Annotated in this window: 16 protein-coding genes; 7 read left to right on the forward strand and 9 right to left on the reverse strand. The window is 36.4% G+C overall.

Annotated elements, in window-relative coordinates:
* Window positions 1-63: 63 nt before the first annotated feature.
* A complete protein-coding gene (locus tag H6G68_RS21165) occupies window positions 64-384 on the reverse strand; it encodes a helix-turn-helix domain-containing protein (RefSeq protein WP_242045346.1) in 321 nt (106 codons plus the stop codon).
* A 188-nt stretch (window positions 385-572) separates the two neighbouring features.
* Here H6G68_RS21165 and H6G68_RS21170 point away from each other — a divergent pair, with 188 nt between their 5' ends.
* Window positions 573-1,121 carry a WGR domain-containing protein gene (locus H6G68_RS21170; RefSeq protein WP_190908410.1) on the forward strand — a complete coding sequence of 183 codons (549 nt, stop codon included), beginning with the start codon at window positions 573-575 and terminating at the stop codon, window positions 1,119-1,121.
* Between the two features lie 322 nt (window positions 1,122-1,443).
* Complete coding sequence (locus H6G68_RS21175) at window positions 1,444-6,561, forward strand: DEAD/DEAH box helicase family protein (protein WP_190908411.1); 5,118 nt, start codon at window positions 1,444-1,446, stop codon at window positions 6,559-6,561.
* A gap of 209 nt (window positions 6,562-6,770) precedes the next feature.
* On the opposite strand, the gene H6G68_RS21180 is transcribed toward H6G68_RS21175, so the two are convergent.
* The 4 genes from H6G68_RS21180 to H6G68_RS21195 form a co-directional block, all read right to left on the reverse strand.
* Complete coding sequence (locus tag H6G68_RS21180; RefSeq protein ID WP_190908412.1) at window positions 6,771-7,835, reverse strand: J domain-containing protein; 1,065 nt, start codon at window positions 7,833-7,835, stop codon at window positions 6,771-6,773.
* Window positions 7,836-7,895: 60 nt separating this feature from the next.
* A complete protein-coding gene (locus tag H6G68_RS21185; RefSeq protein WP_190908413.1) occupies window positions 7,896-8,579 on the reverse strand; it encodes an AbiU2 domain-containing protein in 684 nt (227 codons plus the stop codon).
* A gap of 135 nt (window positions 8,580-8,714) precedes the next feature.
* A complete protein-coding gene (locus tag H6G68_RS21190) occupies window positions 8,715-9,944 on the reverse strand; it encodes a ParM/StbA family protein (protein WP_190908414.1) in 1,230 nt (409 codons plus the stop codon).
* A gap of 102 nt (window positions 9,945-10,046) precedes the next feature.
* Window positions 10,047-10,571, reverse strand: a complete 525-nt coding sequence (locus tag H6G68_RS21195; protein ID WP_190908415.1) for a hypothetical protein — start codon at window positions 10,569-10,571, stop codon at window positions 10,047-10,049.
* A 690-nt stretch (window positions 10,572-11,261) separates the two neighbouring features.
* Here H6G68_RS21195 and H6G68_RS21200 point away from each other — a divergent pair.
* Both H6G68_RS21200 and H6G68_RS21205 read left to right on the forward strand, forming a co-directional pair.
* Window positions 11,262-11,663 (forward strand): plasmid mobilization protein, encoded by a 402-nt coding sequence (locus H6G68_RS21200; RefSeq protein WP_242045347.1) that lies wholly within the window; start codon window positions 11,262-11,264, stop codon window positions 11,661-11,663.
* Window positions 11,664-11,942: 279 nt separating this feature from the next.
* Complete coding sequence (locus tag H6G68_RS21205; RefSeq protein ID WP_242045348.1) at window positions 11,943-13,331, forward strand: relaxase/mobilization nuclease domain-containing protein; 1,389 nt, start codon at window positions 11,943-11,945, stop codon at window positions 13,329-13,331.
* A 180-nt stretch (window positions 13,332-13,511) separates the two neighbouring features.
* On the opposite strand, the gene H6G68_RS21210 is transcribed toward H6G68_RS21205, so the two are convergent.
* Window positions 13,512-14,042 carry a hypothetical protein gene (locus H6G68_RS21210; protein ID WP_190908418.1) on the reverse strand — a complete coding sequence of 177 codons (531 nt, stop codon included), beginning with the start codon at window positions 14,040-14,042 and terminating at the stop codon, window positions 13,512-13,514.
* 45 nt (window positions 14,043-14,087) lie between these two features.
* Between H6G68_RS21210 and H6G68_RS21215 the strand changes: the two genes are divergently transcribed.
* The gene (locus H6G68_RS21215) at window positions 14,088-20,822 is read left to right on the forward strand and encodes a hypothetical protein (RefSeq protein ID WP_190908419.1); all 6,735 of its coding nucleotides are present in this window, start codon (window positions 14,088-14,090) and stop codon (window positions 20,820-20,822) included.
* A gap of 44 nt (window positions 20,823-20,866) precedes the next feature.
* Complete coding sequence (locus H6G68_RS21220; RefSeq protein ID WP_190908420.1) at window positions 20,867-21,664, forward strand: hypothetical protein; 798 nt, start codon at window positions 20,867-20,869, stop codon at window positions 21,662-21,664.
* Window positions 21,665-21,711: 47 nt separating this feature from the next.
* Here H6G68_RS21220 and H6G68_RS21225 read toward each other — a convergent pair whose 3' ends face one another.
* Complete coding sequence (locus H6G68_RS21225; RefSeq protein WP_190908421.1) at window positions 21,712-22,374, reverse strand: Uma2 family endonuclease; 663 nt, start codon at window positions 22,372-22,374, stop codon at window positions 21,712-21,714.
* A 597-nt stretch (window positions 22,375-22,971) separates the two neighbouring features.
* On the reverse strand, window positions 22,972-25,494 hold the full coding sequence (locus tag H6G68_RS21230) for a hypothetical protein (RefSeq protein WP_190908422.1): 2,523 nt from the start codon (window positions 25,492-25,494) through the stop codon (window positions 22,972-22,974).
* Window positions 25,495-25,970: 476 nt separating this feature from the next.
* Between H6G68_RS21230 and H6G68_RS21235 the strand changes: the two genes are divergently transcribed.
* Complete coding sequence (locus H6G68_RS21235; RefSeq protein ID WP_190908433.1) at window positions 25,971-26,312, forward strand: hypothetical protein; 342 nt, start codon at window positions 25,971-25,973, stop codon at window positions 26,310-26,312.
* On the opposite strand, the gene H6G68_RS21240 is transcribed toward H6G68_RS21235, so the two are convergent.
* Complete coding sequence (locus H6G68_RS21240) at window positions 26,302-26,718, reverse strand: ester cyclase (RefSeq protein WP_190908423.1); 417 nt, start codon at window positions 26,716-26,718, stop codon at window positions 26,302-26,304. The genes H6G68_RS21235 and H6G68_RS21240 overlap by 11 nt on opposite strands.
* Window position 26,719: the final 1 nt, after the last annotated feature.

Here is a 26,719-nt window from a genome sequence, read left to right on the forward strand (position 1 = left end):
GTGAGGATTGCTCTGAATATATTCAAATATACTGCCCATAACGTCTTACCAAAAAATACACTTTTATATTCTTATACCATAATTTAATTCTTTTTCGGAGATGTCTAATATAGGAACTAAATCTTTTTGTTTGAGATTTAATTCTGCAATCAGAACTTTGAGAAGGTCTACTCCATAAATATCAGAAACTAAATCTTGTTGTTGCTCATATTCATGGATTAAAATTCCCAACAGATCCAAATAATCTTCTTCCGCCTCGGTTAATTCTCCTTTATCAAGAAGCTTATCAACCACTGCTTGAGTTTTTTCTAAATCTTCTTCAGATTTTATGGTACGAGGAGAAAAAGACGTAATTAATTCTATGTAGCTAGTGTTTTTTAACATTTCATGTTTATGGGATTATTTGGTTAATCAAACTCAGATTAATAAACATTAATCCTAGTTTTCAATAATGGCGTTTTATTTCAGGTTAGCTATCAAACCATTCGTCATTTTTCCAGTTATCTTTACTATATTCTGCATGAGTAAGAAAGTCACGAACAACCACACCATGAAATATCACTAGGCCAATTATGGAAATATATTTAGTATTCGTAGATGCTGCCCAGAATAGCAATAAGTTCTGGAGTGCCAAAGTTGAACAAGAAAATTTAACTGTTGAATGGGGTCGAGTAGGCTACAAATCTCAACAGAAAGTTCACGCTTTTGGTAATTTTCAACAAGCAGTTTCTAAATTTCACAATCTCGTTGCTGAAAAGAAAATGAAAGGCTACCGAGAAAGCCAGCCTCAAATCGATCATACTTCTGATTCTTCGGAAATTAAAAGAGCTATCCAATTACTAGAAATATTACGCCCTTATGTAGCTGAAAGACAATTTGCAAATAGCAATTATTTAGAGTGCTTGAACCAATATCTCAAAATTGTCCCTACACCTTTGGGCATGAAAATAATCCCCTCCTTAATATACCGTCATGTAGGAGACGTAGACCACCAACTATCATTACTGAACTCTTTATTAGGAAATGAATTTATTCAAGGTGAAAATACATCAGAGTCTGGTAACAACAGGAAAGTTATCAGCTTGAAAACTATTAGTAAGAACTTTTGGAGGCATATCTAATACTGTCTCACATTCAAATTTTCAAGCTTTTCAACCTGTTAATATAAAATTTTCAACCATAAATATTCACCAACAATTTATAAATAATATGGCTTACTAATGAATGTAAGCTATATTTTTTCTCTAATATCATTTGACTTTAAAAATGCACATATAGCAATTTCTAGTCTAATGAAGTACAAAATTATCTGCGTTTATCTGCGTCCATCTGCGTTCAATTATTACTGCCCATACTTCACTTGAATGCGAATATCCATAACATATTTAACTCGTAAATTTGCGCTATGCGCCCATTACCAAAACTATTTTTTGGCAATGGGATATGTTTACAATCAACTCAACAATAGAATCAGAATTAAAAGCCACACCCCAACAAAGATGGGAAAACAATAAACAGGCAATTATTACCCTGCAAACACTCAACACAACTCCCACCCAAGAACAACTACAAACATTAGCCAAATTCAATGGATGGGGTTGTTTACCTGAAATATTTAGCTTAAATCCACAAACCAGATGGGTTGCTAAAGCACAAAAAGAATTGCTAACTTTACTAGAACAAAATGAATTTAATAACGCTGCCAGTAGCATATTAAATGCCCATTATACAGAACCAAAAATTATCCGTAGTATTTGGGAAATGCTATCGCGCATAGGATTTACAGGAGGCAGAATCTTAGAACCAGCTTGCGGTACTGGTTTATTCTTTGGATTAATGCCAGAAGATATACGATGCAACTCAAAACTATTTGGAATTGAATTAGATAAAACACCCGCTACCATAGCCAAACATTTATATCCCGAAGCTCAAATCTATAATCAGGGCTTTGAAAAAGTCAGCTTCCCAGAAGGATATTTTGATTTGGTATGTGGGAATTTTCCCTTTGGTGACTATGGAGTAAATGACTCAAAATATAACTTTCTCGGAGTCAGCATCCATAACTATTTTCTAGCCAAATCTGCCGACTTAGTGAGAGAAGAAGGGTTAATTGCAGTCATTACTTCTACGTACACTTTAGATGCTCCCAGTTCTCACAAGTTTCGAGCTTGGTTAGGACAAAAACTAGAACTGGTAACGGCTGTGAGACTTCCTAGTGGAGTATTTAACACCATTGCTAGAACTCAAGTTAGCCCCATTCTACTAATCTTTCAAAGAGTAAAAAATCCTCGTCATGCCAATACATCAAAATGGATAAATACTCAAGAAGTACAAATTGTCCCTCAAGATTGGGGTAATGAAGGTGATAAAACTAAAGCTCATCTCAACGAATATTTCTTGAGTGAATTTCAAGGCAGAAGTTTTGATAAATATTATCAAAACCAACTGCAAAAATCTCCCCAATACACACATTTACAACAGAGAATTTATCCTCATGTACATCACTTATTAGGTACACCAAGCATTAATAAACTGTACGGTGAAGGTTTTGCTCTATTAGATGACGGCAGAGATTTATCTGAATCCCTGTGCAAAATACCTCTAAATGTTAACTACTCTCCTAGAAAGGAAACTGAAGAGCTACTGTTAGTTCCCCCTGAACTGCAACATATTAAAGAAATGGCTTTTTGTATTCATGAAAACCAAATTTATCAAAGAGCAAAAAGCCATTTAGTTTTAGTAGAAACTGTAGAGAGAAATCGAATTGAGGATTTTTGGCAGCTACGTAGCTGTTTAATAAAAGTCATCAATGCCCAACAAACAGTAAATGATCAGGAATTAACACAACTCCAACAAGAACTTAAAAACAGCTACAACTCATTCATTCGTAAATGGGGCAGAATCAATAGCAAGTACAACCTAATACATCTGGGAAAAGACCCCAACTATTATTTAGTCAGAACTCTAGAAAAGAGCAATTACAAATTAGCTGATATTTTCTCTAAACGAGTCTGTCGTTCATATTCTGCTCCCACGAAAGTCAATTCAGCCCAAGATGCCTTGACACATTCTCTGAATATAAAAGGTTGCTTAGATTTGGATTATATCTCAGAAATTAGCAACCTGAGTCAAGAGGAAATTATTCAAGAACTCGATGCTGATAATCTCATCTTTTATAATCCAATTAAGCAGAAATGGGAACTTGCTGCTCAATATCTATCTGGTAACGTCTACAGGAAACTGCAAGAAGCGATTGCTGCTAATTTAGCAAAAAACATAGAAGCACTCAAAGCAGTTCAACCGTTACCAATGCTTCCAGATGCTACAGAAGATATCAAACTTGCTTGTCTAGAAACATCCAATATTGATTGGAATTCTCTCACAGATTCCCAAAAAGATAAAATCTTGAACAAGAAGATTCACATAATGCTGGGTACAAACTGGATTAAACCAGAAATTTACCAGCAGTTTGCGAAAGAGATATTGAAAATAAAAGTAACGATATCTCACATTACTTCATCTAGCACATCTTTTTGGACAATAGGAGGGAATTCTGACGACCTTACAGAATACGGCACAAGTTATATAGATAGTGCCAAACTTTTGGAAAAAGGATTAAATCGTCAAGACCCCAGAATCATTATTTACGAAAGCAAGGATACCATTAATACTTTAGCATCTAATGAAGCAACAGAAGAAGCCAGAGCTAAATTAGAAGTCATCAAATTTGCTTTTAGAAATTGGATTTGGGAGAATCAACAAAGATGTGTGGAACTATATACATATTACAACACACAAATTAATGTTTTCTCTGCCCGAAAATATAATGGTAATTACCTTCAACTTCCAGGTAGTAATCCTCATGTGCAATTGAACTATTGGCAATTAGATGGTGTTTCCAGAATCCTTGAAGAAAATGCCACTTTTCTAGCCCATGATGTGGGACTGGGTAAAACATACACCATGATTGCATCTATCATGGAATGTCGGCGGTTAGGATTAGCTAATAAGCCAATGTTAGTTGTGTTGAATGGCACTGAAAAACAAATTGAAGAGAGTTTTAGATATCTCTATCCAATGGCAAACTTATTAGTTCCTGAAAAGCTAGATGCCGAAGGTAGAAAAATCTTCACTGCTGCCATTCAAACAGGGGATTTTGATTGCACTATCATTACTCATTCCCAATTCTTTAGTTTAGCATTATCGGAGGATTATCAATTAGCATTCCACAATCAAGAAAAAGAAATTCTCCAAAGTTTCTTGAGAAACGAGTCAAACGATAGAATCACCACTAAACAATTGAAAAAGGCGTTAAAAAGCCTAGAAAGTAAAATCAACAAGGTAACAGAATCAACAAGAAAAGACAATCACATTGATTTTGATAATTTGACAGATATGTTGGTGATAGATGAGGTTCATGAATTTAAGAATCTCTCGATTATTACCAAGATGTACAACATCAGAGGTATTCCCAAAAGTTGGAGTCAACGTGCTAGTGATACCTACATGAAGATTCTGCATATTCTGGGAGATATGCTCACAGAAACTTGTTCCCAATTCACAGGAAAGGTAATTGGTGCAACGGGTACAATTCTGTCCAATACTATGGCAGAATTATTTAATTGGATGCGGATGTTTCAACTTCCCAAATTACGAGAATTGGGAATAGAAACTTTCGATGAATGGGCTAGTCAATTTGCAGAACCTACTTCTTCGGCTGAAGTTACTGCTAGTGGTAAATATAAAGTAGTAACTCGATTTAAGAGTTTCTGCAATATCCAAGCTCTCCGAGGGCTAATGGATCAGTTTGTTGACCTCCGCACAAATGATAACATTGGTGATGTTTTAAAACGTCCAAAACCTAAGTTTATTGATGTTGTTGTCGAACCATCTTCAGCACAGTTACAGTTTCTTAGGGATGCTCTCAAAAGGTCTGAGAAAATTTACACTCGGCAAGTCGCACCCAGCATTGATAATATGCTGAAGGTAACGACGGATCTCACAAAAGCTGCTTTAACTATGCGCTTATTGGGGGAAACTAAAGAAGCAGATATCAGTAAGTTGCATGAATGTGTTTGGAATAGTTGGCAAGTTTGGAAGCTAACGAATACTGTCAAGGGAACTCAATTAATATTCTGTGATGCTAGTATTCCTAAACCAGATAAATACAGCACTTATTTGTATTTGAAAATGCTGTTTATAGCATTAGGAATTCCAGAATCACAAATTGCGTTTGTCCATGATTTCAATAAATCTAAACGGACTAAACTATTTGAGTTAATTGATTCTGGTCAGGTGCGTATTTTACTGGGAAGCACGAAGAAATTAGGTACTGGTTGCAATGTCCACCGTCGCGGATTATGGGCTATACACCACCTAGATGCCCCTTGGCGACCATCTGACTTAACTCAAAGGGAGGGAAGAGGTATCAGGCAAGGAAATGGGGAATTTATGGGTTTTACCCTACCTTTTGTGTGGATATTTAGGTATATTACTGAACGTCTAGATGCTCTCAGGTGGCAAACTTTACAATGGAAGCAGGAAATGACTGCTAAATTCCTCAATGGTGAGGATTTGGATAATGTTGAAGATTGTGATCAAGGGATTTATTCCTATGCTCAAATTAAGTCAATGGCTACAGGAAATTCTCTGTTAATTGAGGAGTCTAATTTGCGTAGTGAGTTAAATTCTCTACTCATTCAACAAAGGAGTCATCAAAGACAACAATTTAGTTTGGGTTGGAATATAGATAACTGGAATCGCAAAATTCAAGATTTAGAACGCAAGATTGACTGGCTTCAGGAAGATTTGAAAATAATCAAGCCAGTTTTCAAGGAAATAAAAGCAGCGCAAATTTCTAAACGAATATATCTGGAGTGTAAAGAGATTTTCCAGAATCAAAATACTTCGACAAGAAAGGTTGCTGATTACCGAGGTTTTGATGTGTATGCTTATTATCGTCCTGGTAATAATAAGTTAGGTGTTTACATCAAATGTTGTGGAAATGAGTATTATTTCCCCTGGGTTATTGACAACAAAAAAGGAAGTATTGAGTTTCAACGTTCTCATCCTTTAATCAGTCTTGATACTATGATAGATTCATTACCGAAATATCTACCAAGATTGCAGGAAGAATTTGAAAATGCAAAGGTTGAAAAAGCAAGATTGGAATCTCTTGTAGGACAATCTTTTCCACATTCAGAAAGGATTGATGATGTCTCCAGACGATTGCAGGAAATTGATGCTATTTTACAAGAAGATGAAGCTGCTTTGGATACATCAGAATTATCTTCTAGTGATGAAAATGGTGAAGACGGTGATGATGATTTCTGGCTAAATGATGAAAGGTGTATTCAAGAATGCCATATTCACCCAGGAATAGTAGATAAGTTGTTTAATCGCAGCACGGAAGATATTGAATGGATTAGTGATATTTCTCAAGTTATCACGACTATCAAACCTATTAATTCCCAACCTCCTGCATCTAGCACAATTAGCAAAATTCATGATTTTCCTAGCAGTCTAAAGAAGGTAGCAGGTGTGCAACTAACTCTGTTTTAAGATTACTGTTAGGGTTTTTAATTACTTCAAAACTGGGTATTGGGGAAGTAGTTCCCTAATACCTATTTTTTATTTTTTAAAATCATGGGATATATAATAATTATATAGTGTAATTATTATATATAGATTTTATTAGTATATAATGTTAACTTTGAAAATCTGGATGAATTAAGATAAAATTAACTCAAACACAACCTATATTTTTTAAATCAAAGACCACCTCCAGTACCAATCCATAAAGCTACCAGACCAACTGCACCAGCAACTTTCAAGGCATTGTTTAGAGCAGCTTCACCTTTTTCATCTTTTGCTTTTTGTTCGAGTGCTTTAACCAACAAAAATCTTTCAGATAGGGACAATAAAGAAATATATTTGGGAGTAAGTTGATAAGGATTAATACTTTTGAACTTATTTATCTTAACTTTCCTGGATTCTTGTAGAGACAAAATATCTTTATTTAATTGCTTTACAATTCCACGAATTAACTTTACAAAGGTTTTTTCATAAATAGGGGATTTGAGCTTGTTATATCTGTAATATGAGCCAATTCCTCTAAATGTAATCCAATAAGCAGGTAATTTATCATAGTAAATATATTCTAAATCATTATCATCCAATGAACCTTCAGAAAAAATATATGAACATAAAGATAAAACAAATAGTAACCCACAACTAATAACAATTGGAATCATAATATTCTGTTGCTTGAAACCAAGAAAAATGAATACTTGTAAGAAAATACCACAAATAAATGATGAGAACAAATATGCGACCGGAACACCACAATATATAATTCTTAAGTATCTGTTTAGCTTCAATAATGCAGTATCTGGATATAAATTTCTTGGTTTATGTCCTTTGACTGTGGATAGATAATCGTGGTATTGATGCTCTATATCATCTATATCTTGCATATGTTTTGACCATATTATTTGTTCTTCTTGTTGCAATATTTCAAAACCTTCTGATAAGACAGATGGAGAAAGCAAATCCTCAATATTATCTACAGATTCTCTTGCATTAGACCCTACTTCAGCCGTGCAAGTTTGATCGTATTCTGAACGCAAGCTGTCATCTTTCAGGATTTGATATGCTTCATTAATCAGCTTTAAACGTTCCTCGGCTAGTTTTTTCAAATGTGAACCAGATTCAGATGGCAATTTGTCTGGATGAAGGTCTTTACATAAAGAGATATAAACTTCCCTTATTTCCTTAGCAGTAGCATTATTGCTAATTCCAAGAACGTCATAATAATTCTCTGAATTTTTGCTCATAGCTTGTTTTTGATATTATTTCTGGAAGTAACTGTCAATATTCACGATATTTATTTTACCTCAAATATCAGGATATATATCTTGATTCGAGGATTGCCTATACTTTTTATTAAATGAATCAGAAGCTTGACAAAGAAATTCTATCATTCGTTCGGTTCCAATGTATGATAAGTCATCAAGGGATATACTCTGATACCCATAGATGCCCTTCATGTGGTCTCCAATTATACCTTGAATAACACCGATTAATTCTACTATTTCAAGATATGAATCAGGGAAATCCTCAAGAATTAGGTTTGGCTCTAAAAAATATTCTTTGTCAAAGTGAGCAAAATATTGATCACGTTGTTGAAGGAGCTTATGGCGCATTGCTCCACAATCATTAAGTTGTTTGTCATGCTCCTCGATTATTTTTGATGGTATTTCCTCACCACGCCATAATAATTTCTTGCGATTAGATGACACAAAATTAATAAAATGAATAAAATTGCGATCCGACCTTTTTTTACGTTTGTCATCCGGCTTTATTTTACCTTCAAGAAGCTTTGATAATGTTATAACAATATCTATATGTAAAGCCTCAGTTAGAATTGGCATTAATGGAAAGGCTTCTAGTACTTTTCTATCACCAGAATGCAATGTCTCCTTCAAATATTGGTAACAACCCATTTTCAGTGTGAGCGACTCGTAAACAATACTATTCAGCCTTTGAACATATGCTTCATAATCAGATTGAAAACTCATTTATAGTATTAGTATCTTGGTGAACAGCTTACAACTATATCATTTAAGGTATATCTGCTGTCAATAGCATCTGAATAACTATGCTAATTACAGCGATTGTTGCTGTTATAAGGGACACATAGCGAGCAAGATGCTCTAAAGCCGATCTGGCATTTCCAAAAAGCCCTTTGGCTTTGGTGAAGACAGGTTTACAACCTTGCTCCCGGAAACAGCAGAACTAGCATTATTAGTCGCAGAACTACTATTTTTAGCAATTAAATTCCCACTACCAAACAACACTTGATACAGCGCCCACACATCTGCTAATCGCACACCCATTCCTACTTTATCTAATGCTGGGGGAATTTCTATACCACCATTCCAGATCAGTTTAACATTGCTGTAATGTGCCTCTAATTCTGGTTTAAGATATTCCGCAGTCCCACCACACAAAATCATCTCATTAATATCACGGGGTATTTCTTGTAATAACCAGCGCACTAATGCCCGAAAATATTCATCCCGACTAAGTTTGAGAGCAAAAGACATATCTTGAGCTTCTGCTAAAATCTCAGCTTCACTTTTACGTCGTGATAAGGTAGCTAAAACTTCCGACTTACATTCAGATCCTGCTGCTACCACCGCAGCTATCAGATGTGGATCATCTTTCGATAAACCACTACAACGTCTAACAAAATCATCCAACATCCATGACATCCCAAAGGTATTTGATACCCCCGGAGTTACTGCACCTTTATTGGATATCTGTACAGAAGCATTGCGATATCCCAACATTACTACCGCAAGATTACAATTCCTAATGTTTCTTCCCAAAATAGTGCGTCTATGTAGATAAATACCAACTCCTTCGGGGACAACATTCAAGTCTATCAACTTGATCCTGATTTCACCAGTAGGTGTATTGAAACGTTTTAGTGCCTGTTTTAATTTAGATTCAAGACGCTCCCTATCTTGATATTCTGAAGGTGGTAATAAAACAGCAAGTGAAACTGTGAATTTGTTCATCAGTTTCAATTTTTGACTAACCACCCACAAAACACCACAGATTTTTTGTACTGCATTTTCTTCTTTCAACTGCTTGAGTAAGGAGTTACCACCATATTTTTTTCTCGCTAGGAAACCAATAGCATAATATTCCTCACCAATACCCACCCAGCAGGTATTCTCTGGATCTGTTTCACCTGATTTAGTTTTTTCATAGTTTTCTACTGACGCAACTGATACATCTGCTATTTCTGGTTCCATACACAGCAAAGTAGGAAAGTCATTTTTATGAGATACACTTCCAATTGCTTTAGTTTGAGAACCACCTAAATCTATAGCCAGCATTAAATCCGGGGTTACACTATTTGCAGTTTTAGTCATTTTATTACTCACTTTTCCACCAATTAACTAAAATATATTTTTTGTGATTGAATTTTGTTAAGTATGAATCCAGGAAGTAACTAAACTATTTAGTTATAGTATTTATCCAAATAAAGAACGAATATCCTGTCTAACAGCCTTTTGTTCATCGGTTAATTCCATCTGTACCTCTACATCTTCATCCCAAAAGTCATCGTGTAGGTCAGTTTCTGGAGATTGGGGAACTGTCGTGTTATTAGTAACTATTTGTTCTATTGGGTTTTGATAAGTAGCATAATTCTGTTTTATTACAGGATCGTTTGTAATCAAAGCGGTACTAAAACTGTCCATACTTTGAAGAATTATTTGAGATAAGGGTAAATTAAAATTTAACTTTATTTGAATATAATTCCAATGGTTTAAACAATCAAACACTGATGATAAAGTTATTTCCTTCAATAAATTATCATCAACTCCATTTACGTTGATATAAGCTAATGGCATAAAACATATTCGAGCTGCTTGCCATACTAATTCATCAAAATTTTTATGGGGATAATTAACCAAATAATTCAACAATATTCCATCTGGTGTATTTTCTCGAAATTGAAATCTAAGTCTCTTGGTTATAAGTTTTTGCTCTGCCATAATAGTCATTCCATTTATCTTTTATGATTTTTAAACCCTAATATCCAATATTGATAGAGGTAAGGTATCTGGTATCACAAAATCTAATAAATAATAAAAACTATATTGCAGCATTCAGGTATGAATATAAAACTAACAAAAAGTATAAAACAGATATAATTTTTGATATAACTTGATTACTATCTCTATGCAAACACGCTTAGAAGCAAACAAAAAAATTAAAACACAAAAAATTTTAGACCCTAATGGAAAACAATTAGGTTACAAAAGTATTATTGTGTACTTCTGTTATCATGAGTAATAATACTTATTTTAGTAAGTCTAGCCAATCCCAACCAATCCTAGCCAATCCCAGCCACTTGATGGATAATTTAATAGTACAAATTAACTAAATAACCTTTTTAGGTGGCAAAAAAGCAACCCATCCTAGCCAATCCTAGCCAATTTTCAGTAAGGACTATATATTTGTATATTAATTTACATATTAAGTAAATAACCTTGAAATACCTACAGCAGAAAGGTTTGAAAGGTATAATTATATGTTATAAATTATACTTTAGTTTTGTTTGCCTTAATTCCCGGTGAGACGCAAGCCATGTTTTGTGCATGCGTTATACTCGGACTCAACCACTCAAAATAGTATTTTCACCGCATTTTTTAGCTGAAAAAGTTTTTTTGGAAATAATCATCATGCCAAAAAAAACTCAGAGAACAGATGGAGTTATCAGAACAATTAGGCTTTCAGTTCGTTTTGCTGCTGATGAGTACGAGCAACTTAAACAGAAAGCAAAAGAAGGCAGAGTGAGTATCACAGAATTTATTCGACGTGCTGCATTTCGACGGCGTGTTGTAGAATTGCCCCCTCCCCCTGAATTAAATTGGAAGTTGTACACAGAACTGAATGCTATTGGGGTGAATCTTAACCAGATAGCTACAGCAGCAACTAACGCATCGAAAGCAGGACAATCCGTAAATATTGATCCTAAGCAGCTACAAAACTTAGTAGAATCCCTGCGTGCATCCATCAAGGAAACACAAATGCAACTGCTAGAGTGTGGGGTGACAGTTGATGAATCAGAAGAGATTATTTGATTAGTCAAAGACATGATGATGAAGGCGATTGCGCGGAGCGCACTGCCGGAGGCGAACTGCTTGCAGTAGCGCTAGTTCCCTCCGGGACGCACTCGCGTTCGCTATCGCTCTAAAATTCACCACATTTTCCCAAATCTCCAATACAACGAAGTATTCAGTCCCCACCTACACAACCCGTCGTAGACATCACTGAAAGGAGTTCCCTTGATTGGTAAGCAGTTTAAAAATCAAAGCTTTCGCTCCACCCTAGAATATGTGCTGGGGAAGGAGAAAGCCACCATGATCGACAGTAATATGGGTGGGACTACACCCATACAACTAACCAGAGAATTTGGTGCAGCCAGAAGATTTCGCCCCAATCTCCAACGTGCTTGCGCTCATGTCATTCTTTCTATTCCTCACCGCGATGTATCTCATGACAAAGGGGAATACCATGAACATTTGGAGGATGAGCAATACACAGAAATTGCCCAGCATTGGCTCAAGTCCATGAAATTCTTGGGAGAGGAATTAAATCAAAGCCAGTACGTTGTTGCCCGTCACCATGACACCACACACGAACACATTCATATCATTGCATCTCGTATTCGCATGAATGGCTCAGTCGTAGCAGATTCCTGGGATTATCGCCGCAGTGAAGTAATATTACGACAATTGGAGAAAGACTATGGTTTGGAGGCTGTATCCTGTAGCAATGACAGAGTAGCTCAAAGAGTTCAAGAGATTTTTGGGATTGAAACAACTGTTAGCGATCGCCATTCTCAAACCCAAAAACAGAAACATCACTCTTCTAATCAACCACCTATTACCCAACTGTTGGCTGACATCATTGATGCAGCTACGAAAGACCAACCAACTGTAACCCAATTGATACACAGACTTCAGCAAAAAGGTGTTGTAGTTTATCCTCAGTTTAATGCTGTGGGGTTGTTTAAAGAAGCGATCGCTTTTGAAATGAATGATGTCAAAATTGGTGGCTATAAATTAGGTTCAGCATATAGCTTTCCAGGGCTTCAGAAAAAACGAGGCGTATCTTATAACCCTGAACGGGACTTAGCTGCAATACATTCCTGTCGTGGTCAAAAACAGGTTGAAATGCCAGAAACTACTGTCAAAACAATGATGGCAGCATTGTCACCAGAGGACGAAATAGCATTAGTTAATACAAATACCAACGAGGCTAATCAAGCGATAGCGAAGCGCCCCGCAGGAATTGCACGGAGCGCAGTGCCAAAGGCAATCGCTTCAGAAAAGTCTTCAAAAAATGCTCTTGACAGTGAAGCTAGAAGTGCAATTTCTGTAGACGTAAATAGCCAAACTTCCAGTTGGGTAGGTGATGTAATACCATCCCTGATCACACACCAGCAGGGTACTAAACCAAAAAACTACGCTAACAGCATCAGCCCCATTATCCGCCTGTTCTGGCAGCAAGCAGGGCAACCTGAAACATATTCAGGAAAATACTACGACCTTGAACTAGAGAGAGATATTCTCAAACTGCGACGCAAAAGTGGAGAAGAAATTGCAGAACTTCCCCTCCGTGATGGTGCTGAAAGCAAAGATAAAGGTTTGACATCCGAAGATTTAATAATACTGGAGAGACTCAAAGAGTTGCTATTGAATCACAACCAGCAGCAAGAACCAGAAAATCAAGAAGAATTGGCGTAAATTTACGGTTTTATCAGCAATGCTTCAGATTTATATCAAATGATATAAAACACAAAATAAAACCTACCTCCAATTCTACTTTTTTTCAGTAGCACCATCACTGAAGTAACTTTTAGAATCTAATTTTAGGGAATTATTAGTAGTTATCTGTGATGTCTAAGTTACTAATTTCGCTTTGTTTCAATATCGTGTGTCTTGATCAAAGGGCAAAGTATCAACATCCTCAAAATTACGCAAATCTATTTCCATCTGCTTCCTGCGTTGTAAATAGGTTTTGTTATCAGTAATTCTTGCTTGCATCTGCTGTTCACCAAAATTGATGCCCTGTTCAGCATATCGAGCAGACAATTTATTGTAATTGTCAACTTCAATTTTTTTACGACGTTCCATTTCTTCCAGCGATTGAACACTAATACCAATACCATGAGCATATTTTACATACTCCGGTTTCAGTGAACCATCACCATTAAATTGCTCCTTCTCTTCTTCTGTGAAAAAGTCATAAGCAGTGTAATTTATCCAAGGTTCAGGTTCTGTTTCATCTAATAATTTCAATCGTTCATATTCTGCCTTAAGAGTCAAAGCATAATCATCAATTGTCTCTTGATGAATACCTTTGGTTAATCTTTCATTTATATAATCTGGGTTCAAATTTCCGTCTGTATTAACCTTTTTTCTATTCAAATACAGCCAACGATTTAGCTTTGACATAGTAAAATCCTCGTTTTACATCCACGGATACAAACAAATTATAATATGACACTCATATTCAAACACTTTGACACAAAATTAAACCAATGGTTACACACTGATGGAGATACTCAGAATTTAAACTCAATTCTAACTGAGAAATTAGATAACACCCTGCTGGAGTTCTTCTTACCTGATAAACAGTTCTCCTTTGGTCAAATGGACGAACATACAACAGCAGAAGACCTAAAGAACCATCCAGATAATCAAATTTTGCTATTGTCATCCAAAACACGATTACTTTATGGATCACAAGAATGTTTAGAAGTAATTGAAAAATTATGTCCAGATCGTAAAGACAGAGGTGCTTACGGTTCTATATTTTTAGGTTCTTGCCAAAATGCTATACATGAAAGGCTAAACATTCTTGTGGTAGATGATACCACTGGAGAAAACGGAGGAATTCTAAATAATGAAGATGCTTGGAAATTGGTTGGAGATTGCTACGGGCAAATTTCAACCCAACTATATCACCAAATAACCAAAAGTAATAAAGAAAAGAATCAAAGTTACGCTGTCATTCAACACCGCTTTGGTTGGAGAGAAAGAGATGGAGATGACAGTAAATTTCGTTTTGGTAAAGGAACACTAAGACCTCAAAACTTATCTCAAATAGAATACGCAGATTATGGAAATAAACCTAAGATTGACCTCATTATCCCCATATCTAGCTTCAAGGGAACAGATAAAGATAACCCATCTACACCAATTAAACCCCAAATTAAACCAGGTTTATATAATCAAACTATTTGGTTAGGTGAAAAATCACAGTCTCAAAAAGGTAAAACTGCCATTTCTCAACTACTGGCTTCTTTCCCCCAAGGTATCAAAGACTTTGCGGAAGAATTAGAAAAACAAGCCCAAGAACTTGCAGAAATTCAACAAGATCCCAGGAAAGTAGCACAGTTATATTGTGAAAAATACGAAAAACGTAAAGCTTTTATTGAACAGCAAAAAACTGAACAATTAGTAAATGAAGCAGTGGAATTATCTACTGATAACCCTAAGATAGATGAAAATTTATATCCAGATGATTTGCAAGAAAATAGTGAATCTGAACAAGATGACTTGTTAATGTACAAAATTATCAAAGCAGACTTACTTGGCCATAACCAACTATTAGAAACTGAGAAAGTTAAACAAGAACTTACACGATTTGTACAAAATGAATGGCGAGATATTGCCCTTGGTCGTGTCCTCACCTTTGACCGGGGAATGATTATTCCCTCCAAAGAACTTAAAAATGGTGAGATTTGTGTGCCTTGGATAGCTGAGGGGGAAAAAATTCTCAACTTTCGCTCCCCCTTCCTCAATGCTAATGGTTTATGTGTTTCCATCAACAAACATATTGAAGATTACTTAGGACCAGATGGCAACCCCTTGGCAGGAATTATTGTAGTTAATGATGAAGACCACAAACGCATTCAAGCTAGGATTGAAGCCCTAAAAGCACAAGGTATTGAAACTGAAGAATTAGACCCCATAGAAACAGAATCAGAACGTCAAGGTCGAGACTTTGATGGTGACTGTATTGGTGTGGAATTAGCCAGTAAATATCCTAATTTTACCGCCGAAGCTGAATACAGAAACTTGCCTGAAAATGCTTATGCTCCCACAGTCAAACTGAAAAAGCAATCTTTTTACAGAGAAGATGGTACACAACCTGAGTTTGAAGAAATCGCTATTCACATGAGTGATGGTATCAGCGTTGGTATTATCAATAATCATGTGACAGCACTGGAGGCTTTAGAGTCAGAAATTGAAACTTTAATAACTTATGGAAATTCTCAACAACAAACAGAATATTTAGACCAAGTTGGTAGTCATTATAAAAAATTAGTCAATTTAGAAAATAATCAAAACCATCCTCAAGCCATACGGGAAGAATACAGAGAACAGATGCAGGAATTTCTCAAACTTGCATCTGTTCAAAATAGAAATTCTCAAGTGATAGAACAAGCAATGGCAATTAATCGTAATATGTACCGACAAATGATTGAAGCAGCTTGTTTCCAAAATCAAATTGCGGTGGATTTATTCAAAAGTGCCAAAAAACCTGATATGGAGGTAATAGCTGAAAACAAACGCTATCTTTATCGAGATGTTAATTATATAAAAGATAAAAAATCTTCATCTGCTTACTTAAAGGAAGGTATTAACACTACTGGCTATTCACCAGTGGAATTACTAATTAACCAAGTTAATAAATACTTTGAAGCATCTCATTTAGAATCACGTCCTATTATCCAATTTCAAGATTTATTTAAAGGTGTAGAATTTACTCCTCAACAAAAATTTCAGGCTATATTAGCCAAACAGGAATTTGATGATAAATTCAATGTAGCCACCAGATTAAATAAACGTCGAGAAACTGAACAAGGACCTTATGCTGTTGTCAAAACAAGCAATGGTACAGAAATTACCATCACTAATCTCACTCGCTATGAACATCCAGGAATTTGGAAAGGTTCAACACTCAACATCCGTTTAGAAGAAATACCAGAAAAATATCGGTCTTCGCAACGTCCCCATACTTTATTAGTAATAGCACAAATTGATGGAGAAACAGAAAATGGAGAAGCTAAATATTCAAAACTGGGAACAGTTAGTCAACAATCTGTAATTGACTATAAACTTAAACCAGGAATGATAACTCAGGGAGCAACATTAGTTGAACTGAAACCTGAACTGAGAGAAAGTCAAATCAAATTACTGTTTCAAGAAGCTTATGCTGTTGCTGAAAATTTCTATAATTTAATTCCTGAAGACCAAAAATTACCAGCCGCAGCCGCAACATGGAATATATCAGCTTCTCGACAAGATGAATTAGAACAAGGAGATAATTCAAGTTTGAACTCTCGTAAGAAAGTTTCTAACTTTGTATTTGCAACTTTTGGTAAAGAAATAGTTAGCCAATTAGATGAGTTACAATTTTCACAACTCAAAGTATTAGGAATTGGTAAGGAAGGAGATAATTTTGTTGGTAGGGAATGGAATTCGCAGGAAAAATATTCGATAGAGATACAAGCCAGTCGCTATCCTCCAGGACATGAAAGACATAATTCTAGATTGGTATTTGTCAAAGATGATGATGGAAAATACAAAGAATTTGCTGTTTTGGAACAAAGAACAGGCCAATTAGCAATTGGTACTCAGGCACAAGCATATATTAAACCAGGTGAATCTTATACAGCTACGGCAACTATTAATTTACCATCACAACCACCAATCAACATTACTATCAGAGAAATTAGTAAATTTTCTCATGCAGGTAAAACTTTTAATGGTGAACCAGTCACACTCGCTATTGGTAATGTAGCAGTTCCTATTGACACAGCTAAAATTAAATTGGCTGGTCAAATATTAGGAGAATTGGATAATGATTCAATTCAAGAATTAAGAAAAATAAATTATTTAGCTAATGGTAATCCGCTACAACTTAAATTAAAGTCTATTGGTGATAGTCAACATGAAGGTGGTTTTATTATTGCTGAATCACCTCATGGGAATTTGTTGAAAATTAATAAGATTAATGTTTATGATTTTAAAGGACAAGTTTTTACTGGAGAAGAATATAAAAGCGTTAGTTTAGAAGTACCAACCAGTAAAAATAGGGATGCTGTTTTTCTAAATGGAGAATTATTAGGAGTTCTTCACTATAAAAAAGATAAGGAAGCGCTACAAAATTTGGGAGTGCTTAAACATGGTCAACAAGGTTCTGTAAATTGTACTTTACAAAGCAATTTTTCTCACACTTTTATTAATATTGAACCCAGCACATTACAATATCCCCAAATTTGGACAAAGGAATCTCAAGCTTTTCAAGACAATTCCCAATCAAATATGGTAACAAAGCAAGAGGTAATGGTTGAAAAAAGTGGACTATTGCTGGAGAAGATCAAAGAACGTCCGACAATATTATTCACTAGTCAGGAAGATAAGGTACTGGGATTAATAGGAATAACAGTGGACAACAATAAAACAGAATTAGTTCAGAATTGGTTTAAATCTAAAAATATTGAATTTAATCTTTTACCTCCACAAGATATACCACTAGAAACGAAAAAAGGTCTTTCTGTAATTTACTTGGTTAGTAGTACAATTCCATCTGATGACTTTGATGCTTTGAAGGCAAAGTTTGGAGAACCATTAAGTGCTGACGGAAAAAATAGTGCTTACAATCAATATCTTAATTCCCTTCCCAATAGACCACATATAATAGGGGAAAGACTCGATAAAGTTCAGGAATTAGTTACAACTACAATACCTGTTAAGATTACACCCAATTTATCAAATAACAATCCACCGCAGCAAACAATTGTAGTTCCTGAAAATCTACAAACTATATTCGCAGTAGCTGAGGTATTACCTGCTAATAGCACTATTGTCTCCAAACCGGAAGAGAAGGATATTGTGATTTCGGGTAAACCTGTGCAAATGGTGTTTCTGTTGAAAATGCACGGTGAACCCAATCCTTTACCTGTCAGCACTACTATTGAAGCTATGCGCGGATATGGTAGATGTCATACAACCAGGACTTATGAACCATACAAAGCTTATGGTTTTAAAGAGGGAGATATTGCGATCGCCTGCGGCAGTGCGCGAAGCGCAATCGCCTCTGGCAAGTCTTTGACGAACGCTGTAGGTGGCTATTCTGGGATTCCTACGGAGCGCTTCGCTATCGCTTCCGGTATGTCTAATAATGCGATTGCCTCCGGCACTGCGCTCCGCGCAATCGCCGAAAGTGGAAGTTATACCATCGCCTCCGGTGGGCATTCCAATATTCCTGTTTCCGATTCTCAAAAAGTTGCCTTTCGAGTAGGTAAACAGTATCGCATCACCGCAGAAATGATTGCAGATCCAGCATACCAGCAACAATGGGCAGCAATGGAAAAACACAGCAGTCGAGAACTGGCCACTTTTAGGGATAAACCCGAAGTGTGGGGACTGAACATGGAACCACTGGGAGATTATGTCAACGGTAAAATCGTACCTTTCCCCAGTGCAAACCTTGAACAGTCATTAGTTACACCTGCTATACCACCACCTTTATCTACAGCTACACCCCCAGCTACTGTTATTACTTCTCCGGTGAATATCGGTTCGAGAAGTTCTGACCCTCTAGGTGCGGCTGTGACTAATCCTACTGTTAAAGCCAAGGAGTTAGGCAAAATTCAAGGAGAGTACCCTGTATCTTTCCGTGATAACGCCGCAGTAACTGCCGGCAAATATGAACCAGAAACTTATGCCCAAGATAAACCTGCTGGAGTGCCTTTTGTCTCTGCTGAACAAGCTTACCAACACTACAAAACTACAGTACCTTTGGGAGAACCACGAATACAGCTAATGGCAGAAATCATCCAAGCTAAGTTAGAACAGCACCCCAAGTTGTTTGCAGCTATCACGCAAAGGGGAGGAGTGGAATGGCTGGAAAACTGTACTCACTATGTCACCTCCAGCAGAGATAACTACTGGGAAGGGAAGGGTAAAGAATCTCCGTTTATTCGCGCTTTGATTGAGGGATATTCTAAAGTGTTGGAAAATTCTCAGACTATTACCCAAGCATCCTCAGAAGTACCACCAAAAGAACCTGTACTAACGACTACGACTTTATCCACACCTCAAGCCAAAGATTCTGTCCAAAAAATTATTACTTATCCCAAAACTTCCAACCCACTTACTAATCTTCAACCCCTAAATGCTGCTGTAGCAACACATATGCAAAAGGATGTGGCAATGGCTGAAGTAGCTACTCAATTCATTGGTATATCATCTGCACCACCTGAAACACTCTCTAGCACCCGTAATTATCAACAAGCTTGGGGGGAAAGGGCAAATACGGGGGTGTACTCAGCTAATGACACAATTATGGTTTCAGGTTCTGGTCCTTGGAGGGGTGTTACTCAACAACAAATTTTGGACACCTTCAATAATCATTATGTACCGTTAATTGATAGAGCGATCGCTGTTGGTAGTTCTTTTATAGTGGGTAATGCTGCTGGTACTGACCAACTGGTAAAACAATATTTAGAAGTACAGGGATATAAGCTGGAAGCTGTCAAGGATGGGTACACACGCGCAGTCAAGCTAGAACAAAATACTACACTTACTAACCAACAACCAAAATCTTTTTCACAAACTACTTCAACAGTATCTTCTTCAGTACCTACACAACCATTATCTGTAGAGTTATTTGACAAAATAAATTCGCCTAATTCTAAACCCATTTCCTCATCCAACATTGTTCAAAAAGAGGTAGTTACTGATAAAACTATTCAGGATCAAGAAACAACATTAGAAAAATTAAGAACTTGGTATTTGACTGCACAAAAATTGGGTAAGTCAGCAGAATATATTCAGCGAATTACAGAGGTTGGTAGTGAACTTAAATCAGGTGTAGAATTAACAGAAAAAGCAGTCGTAGCAATGAATAATGATTTTCAAGAACTACATTCTATCAATCGTCTTACCAAAATTGCTCAACGAATGGGGGATGTATTTGGCATTCCTCAAGATAATGGAGACGTGATAGTACAAGGTAAAGAATACTTGATTTCAATCAATAACTCTCACAAAGATTTAACGATTATAAAAAAAGATGGAACTGTTTTACTCGATATTAAATTAGGACAAATTAATCAGAATCGAATATCGGCTGAAGTTATTGATGTATTTGAGGAAATCAACAATAATATCAATCAATCTTTGGCATCAGTCAAAAATCAATATCTTCAAGTTTAATATTTAATCAATTTAGTTTTTATTCAATTGATTGGCATAAATTTATGACAACTAATCCTTTAACTATACTCACTGAAGAATCAAGTAAAATATCCCCTGATATTTCCTCTGCTAAAACTGCTTATATGTTCAGCCAACTTCTCGAATATGTTGGTTACGATGAATTAGAATCTATTCCATCAACAGAAATAGTAAGTATTGAAGAACAAAATGATGCTATAAAAACCCTGGCATCTATTATTGCTAGTCTTAATTCTGGAAAAACAGTAGAAGAATCTATTTTAATAGAATTTGAAGCAGACGATATCCAGTTAGAAAATCCAGAGTTTGTTCCTGAATCAGCAGTAATGTTCGTAGATGATTTAACTGGAAATAAAACAACGGAATATGGACAAGATAATTTCACTCAAATCAATTATGATTCGATTATAGTTTTGGAAGATGAAAAAGAAGAAAACCAAGCAGAAATATATGAAGAAGACATCATGTTATATGTTATTCCTCTCATAATGACAAGGTTAATGAGCGAAGGAAGTTTAGTAGAAGATAGTGAAGATGGAGAGATTAGGGTTTATCAATCAGATGAATTTACTGCTTCTCTACAAGTTACAGCGACAGAGGAGCAAATTTTAATCTTGAAAAGAAAACAACATTTATATTCTGAAGCCGAGGTTGCTTTAAATGCTGTTAGAAAAACAAATTATGCCCAGTTTCAAGTTACCACAAATCAATTAACAGAGGTGGAAATAGAAAAGTTTAAACTGATAGCCTTAATGGAGTATAATCAGAGTAATCAATCATATAAAAGAGAACAAGAATTAGGAGATCAATATAATTTATGACTTAATCAATAAATCCAAAACCTTGACTAATAAAGAGTTTCAAAAATTTACAGTGTATTTGGGTCAATTCCCCTTGCTTGTAACCTAGCTAAAAGAGCTTGCAATTCTTCCTCTTGGGTAGAATATCTATTACCATTTTCGTCATACCAATATAACCATTCCCTGGTTCTACCTTGATAAGTTCCCTGTTCCCTACTAATACCTAAACCTACCTCTGGCATCCAAATTTTATCCCCTGGTTGAAGGATGTATTCACCATTGACTAAGCGGTAAACTTCTAAACGTTGACGTTTCCGACGTAGGCGTGTAGGGGCATAAATGACATAATATAAAATGCCTAATTCTGCATAGTCTAATTTCTTTTGCTCATATTCGTAATTGTAAGTTTGAGAAACAATTTCTAAGGCTAAAATTGGGGGAATACCATCTTCTTCCCAAAGTACATAACTAGAACGCCCATTTTCACCAACAAAGCGTTCCACTCCCAAACTTAAAAAAGCATCTGGGACTATGGCAGGTTTACTTCCTGCATAATAAACTCCCATATTAATACCAAAAAACCAGTCATCTCGCTTTTGCCAAATATTGACTAGGATGGCTAATAATAAGTTGGGAATTAAAATTTGTAGTTCGTTATCCACTGGGGTATCGTCTGAATCTGGTAATTCTGCTGAAGAAGGTAAACAATGTAATGTATTGTAATTTAACATATAGGACTCCTATTTAATTTTGGCGAAACTAGGTACATCTTGATTCCTTCTTTCCTGTTCCCTATTCCGTATTTCCTGTTTTCACGAAAATTATGGCTTACACCACACTCTAAGAACGTGAACGCTATCAGGAATCAAACTGAATTCCTATAAATATTTAACTGTTGACAGTTCATTAAAAAAATGAATGATATCATTTCTATTTGTGAGTTTCACTACTCGTTAGAGATACACTTATTATATCTGTTCGGTTAAGAAACAGAGAACGGGAGCATCACAATTTTGAGAAAAATAAACGTAGCCACACCAAAAACTCTCTGGAATTCTCTTGCCTTAGTTTACTACAGCGCTATGCCTAACAGCAGGCTTACAACAACGGGCAAAAGCCTGTATCACGTCGCGTGTAAAGCCTGCGGCATACAAGAAAAGCAGAGCTTATGCCTACGGCAGACTACGTGAACGCTTTAGCTATACGCGCGGTCATTATTTGTGGTTCAATTATATGCAAATATTCAGCTATCAGCAATCAGTCAACGGCTACGCCATTTACTGACGGTTGAATGCTTATGATAAAAATAAACTTACACATTTCGGATGCTACCCAGGAAACAGAGAATCAACTTCTATCAATTCCTGAACCCAACACTTAGGCAAGATTGAAAGTAAAGAAGCGATAACTTTAGACTGCGATTTTATTGGCATTTTATCTAAAAAATACTGCCAATCTGTATCATCTAAATGTTTCTCTATCGCAAACACTTTTTTAACTATTTCCTGATTAGATTTCATCTCTAAATCTTGCAGACTAAAATCTATATTTATCATTTCCAATTCCTCTTTTAAAACATCGCTTATATCTTCCAAATTATTCCTTTTGCTATTATTACTATTTAATAGAGAAAGGAATATTTTTAACCATTGTTTCCAACCTCCTCCAAACTCAGTTGCTAACTTAGAAATATAACCCTGACTCATACCAGAAACTGCTGCTACAACTGGTTGAGTAATCTTTTGTTCCTGTAACCAAAGTTCCTTAACTGCGGTTTCAATTTTCCACCAAGATTTCTCATCTTTAGAACCAGCTTCAATTGTCATCTCTGCTGCTTGTACATATCTGATTTCATGTTTTAAAAAGCTCAAATCGTAATCAGCACAAAAATAAAAATAAAGATTTGATTCCCGACGATTATTTACTCTTAATCTGCCAATAGCTTGGATAATCTCAGATTGCGTAACCCAATCTATAAATTTTTGTAAATCTTGATTTATTATTGAACTAACTAACTTATTATCTTTTCTAGGTTTTAAAGTCAGATATAAGGTTTCTAAATAACCTATATTCTGATACGGAATCCCAAAAGTAGCTAAAGCTGTAATTTCTTGGAAATCATTAGAACCGCGACTGTCTCTAAACCAACCACCATCTTCATTTTCACAGCATTTTACAAAGTCAATAAATTTAATGTTACTGTGATGAGATAATAATTCTTGTCGCAGCACGCTGACTCTTTCTTGACAGTAGGAAGAACGATTTTTAGAAACTTGTCCTAATCCGGTGATTTGGATAATTTGTAAATTGTTAGTTTTATTTATTTCTTGCTCTACAGTTAAAATTTCTTGTGGGTTAATATCAAACCACCAAGCTATGTACTCAGGTTTGGTAGTAGCATCTAAGTAAACATTCCATTTTGTTGATTGACTAATCGCACTATGACGTGAGTTACGAGTTGTAATACTTAGCTTTCCATATTCAATGCGAATTGTACCAGGAATTTGTTTACCCCAAACTTGTAAAAACGGTATAAACCAGTTAACTATTATCTCTACTTGAATTTTCTCCACTAATTCAGAGATGGGATTACCAAATTGTTTTCGCATCTTCTTTGGTAAATCACTTAAATCTATTCCATACTTGCTGGTGGAGTTAAAGATTGGTAATAAATCTGGTTGTAAAACTTCTATCGCTTTTGTGATAATTGCATCTAAATTTTCAGGTGGTTTACCCAACATTCTTCGGACATCAGCATCATTCCAACCGTAGTAAGGTTGTTGAATATCTCCTGTGATACATTCTCTTAAAACTGCCCACATTGGTTGTAATTGCAGACTGATTTCTGGAGAATTAGTCATTAACTCTGCCATTACTCGGTCAATGTCCCGTAAATTGGCAGTTATAGTATTAATTGGTTGTACTGTTTGCATAACTTCATCCCAGAAAATACCGCTAGTTGACCAGTCGAAATCTTCTGGTTGGGGTGCGCTATCAGGATGACAACGAATGCGATCGCTCTTGAAAGTTTCTTTTCTCAAATACCGATGTCCAAAACCTGCTCCAGCAACACCACGACAAGCTTCTAGTAAGTGACAAGTAGCGCAAATAGGATTTTCTGCACCTTCGCAGAGAATTACTACTTTCACCTTTTTGGCGTTTGGATGTTTCCAGCAAAACAGAGGTAGTTCGCCATTTGGTAATTGGGGTCCGCTTCCTCCCTGGTAGGCACTACTCAACCAGATGTATTTGGGTTGAGTTCGCAAGGTGGCAATTTGAAAGCCGGTGATTTGAAAATTGGGGTCAAGGGCTGCGATCGCAATTCCTTCTCTCCCCAATAGTTTACCTTCAGGTGAAATACCTGTAAGAGCCGACGTTACACCCGCAGGGGAATAAGCTCCAGGTTCCCAGCTTCTCACCCAGCCTAAGTCTTTGAGCCAGTTAATTTCTTGAGTAGTCAACTGTCGTTGTTCTTGGAGATGGGAGATATGTTGAGTACCCAAACTACTCACTGTGGAGTTTAAAAGTAATCGGTTTTGGCGATTGCGCTCCGCGCAGTGCAGAATGCGATCGCGTTCCTCAATACTCAACCCCTTGTTTGTTTGTCTACTGTCAGCCCGTTTTTGAGGCGAATATAGAGGCTTATCATGGTTTTGGTCATTTTGGTCATCTAGAACAAATAAACCGCCCATATCGTTACGCAGGGGCTTGATAAAGCGATAACCAGCCGGGGCATCATGTTGGCTGAAACTCCGTAGGCACTCAATTAGATTATCTGGGCGAATAGCGCAACCGTGATGGTTGCCACAGACAGGACAAGGATTGCGTTTGGTGGTGTATTGACGTTTCATGGCAGCGCACTCAAAACTAGGTGAGTAGTCCCCGCAGGGCTGGAATGGATGTTCTGACTAGCATACAACCCCGTTTTGAGTAGTTTTTTTTCGGCCATATCTATATAATGTGCAATTTTTAGGTGATTTTGGTGGTTAAGGGGTTAAAGCTTTATTGGGTAAGGGTTTTATGAAAATCAATTATCACAAGGGGGGGAGTTAATTATCACAAGTGGGGGAGATAATGAGTAGTCGAAAATTGCCCCTTTTTATTCTCAATAAGGGTGAGTAGTTATTATTTTTGAACGTAATATCAATGGTTTTGAGCTTTATTATTTTCAATAAGCTGGATGTTTATCACGAGTGGGGGATTTAGCGATGCCTTTCAATTTGGTGTTGGTGATAGTTCCTTGAGGGGGAGTTAGTGAGTAGTCGAAAATTGCCCTTTTTTTATTCTCAATAAGGGTGAGTAGTTATTATTTTTAAACGTAATATCAATGGTTTTGAGCTTTATTATTGTCAATAAGCTAGATGTTTATCGCCCGCCATCGGCACTCACCGCACCACCCCTTGAGACTGCACCTAAATTTCTCAAAGCCTCTAAACAAGATAAAGCCACAGTTCAGCAACAGCCCAAAAAGAATAAACACCTTGGGCTGCGACCATCTAAAAAAGATAAATTAAGCGGCAATCCTCCACCAAAACCAATTCCGAAAAAAAGCCCCTTGCGGGTGAGACACAAACAGACTTATAGCGATTGCATCTTGGTGCAAACCATACTTGCAATTTATCATTCGCCTGTGGATTACTTGGTCTACATTCCAGCAATTAATATTTAGGTACTACGTCCAACTGTTGCATTAATGCCATTGTGTCACCTTGTCCCCAATGCTCTACAATTTTGCCATTCATTACACGATCAATATGAATAACTGAAAACGTAACTTGCTTTCCTGTCGGGGGAATGCCCATAATTTCTCCAGAATAAGTGCCACTAAACGTCCCACGGGTGACGACTAGATCGTTTTCAGCAATCACATCGGAAAACGTGTGGCGACCATCTGGAAAAGCAGCACGCATCATCAGTGCATACTTAAAGAAGGCATCAGCCCCAAGGAGTTTATTGTTCCCCATCACACAGCCAGTAATATCTGGGGCAACAAACGCTCTACCTTTTTTGATGTCTCCTAAATCAAAGGATTCGTATGCTTGCAGGACAATGGATTTATTTTGTTCTAATGACATT

It is taken from the genome of Anabaena catenula FACHB-362, assembly GCF_014698735.1.
In the GTDB taxonomy this organism is placed as follows: Bacteria; Cyanobacteriota; Cyanobacteriia; order Cyanobacteriales; family Nostocaceae; genus Anabaena; species Anabaena variabilis_A.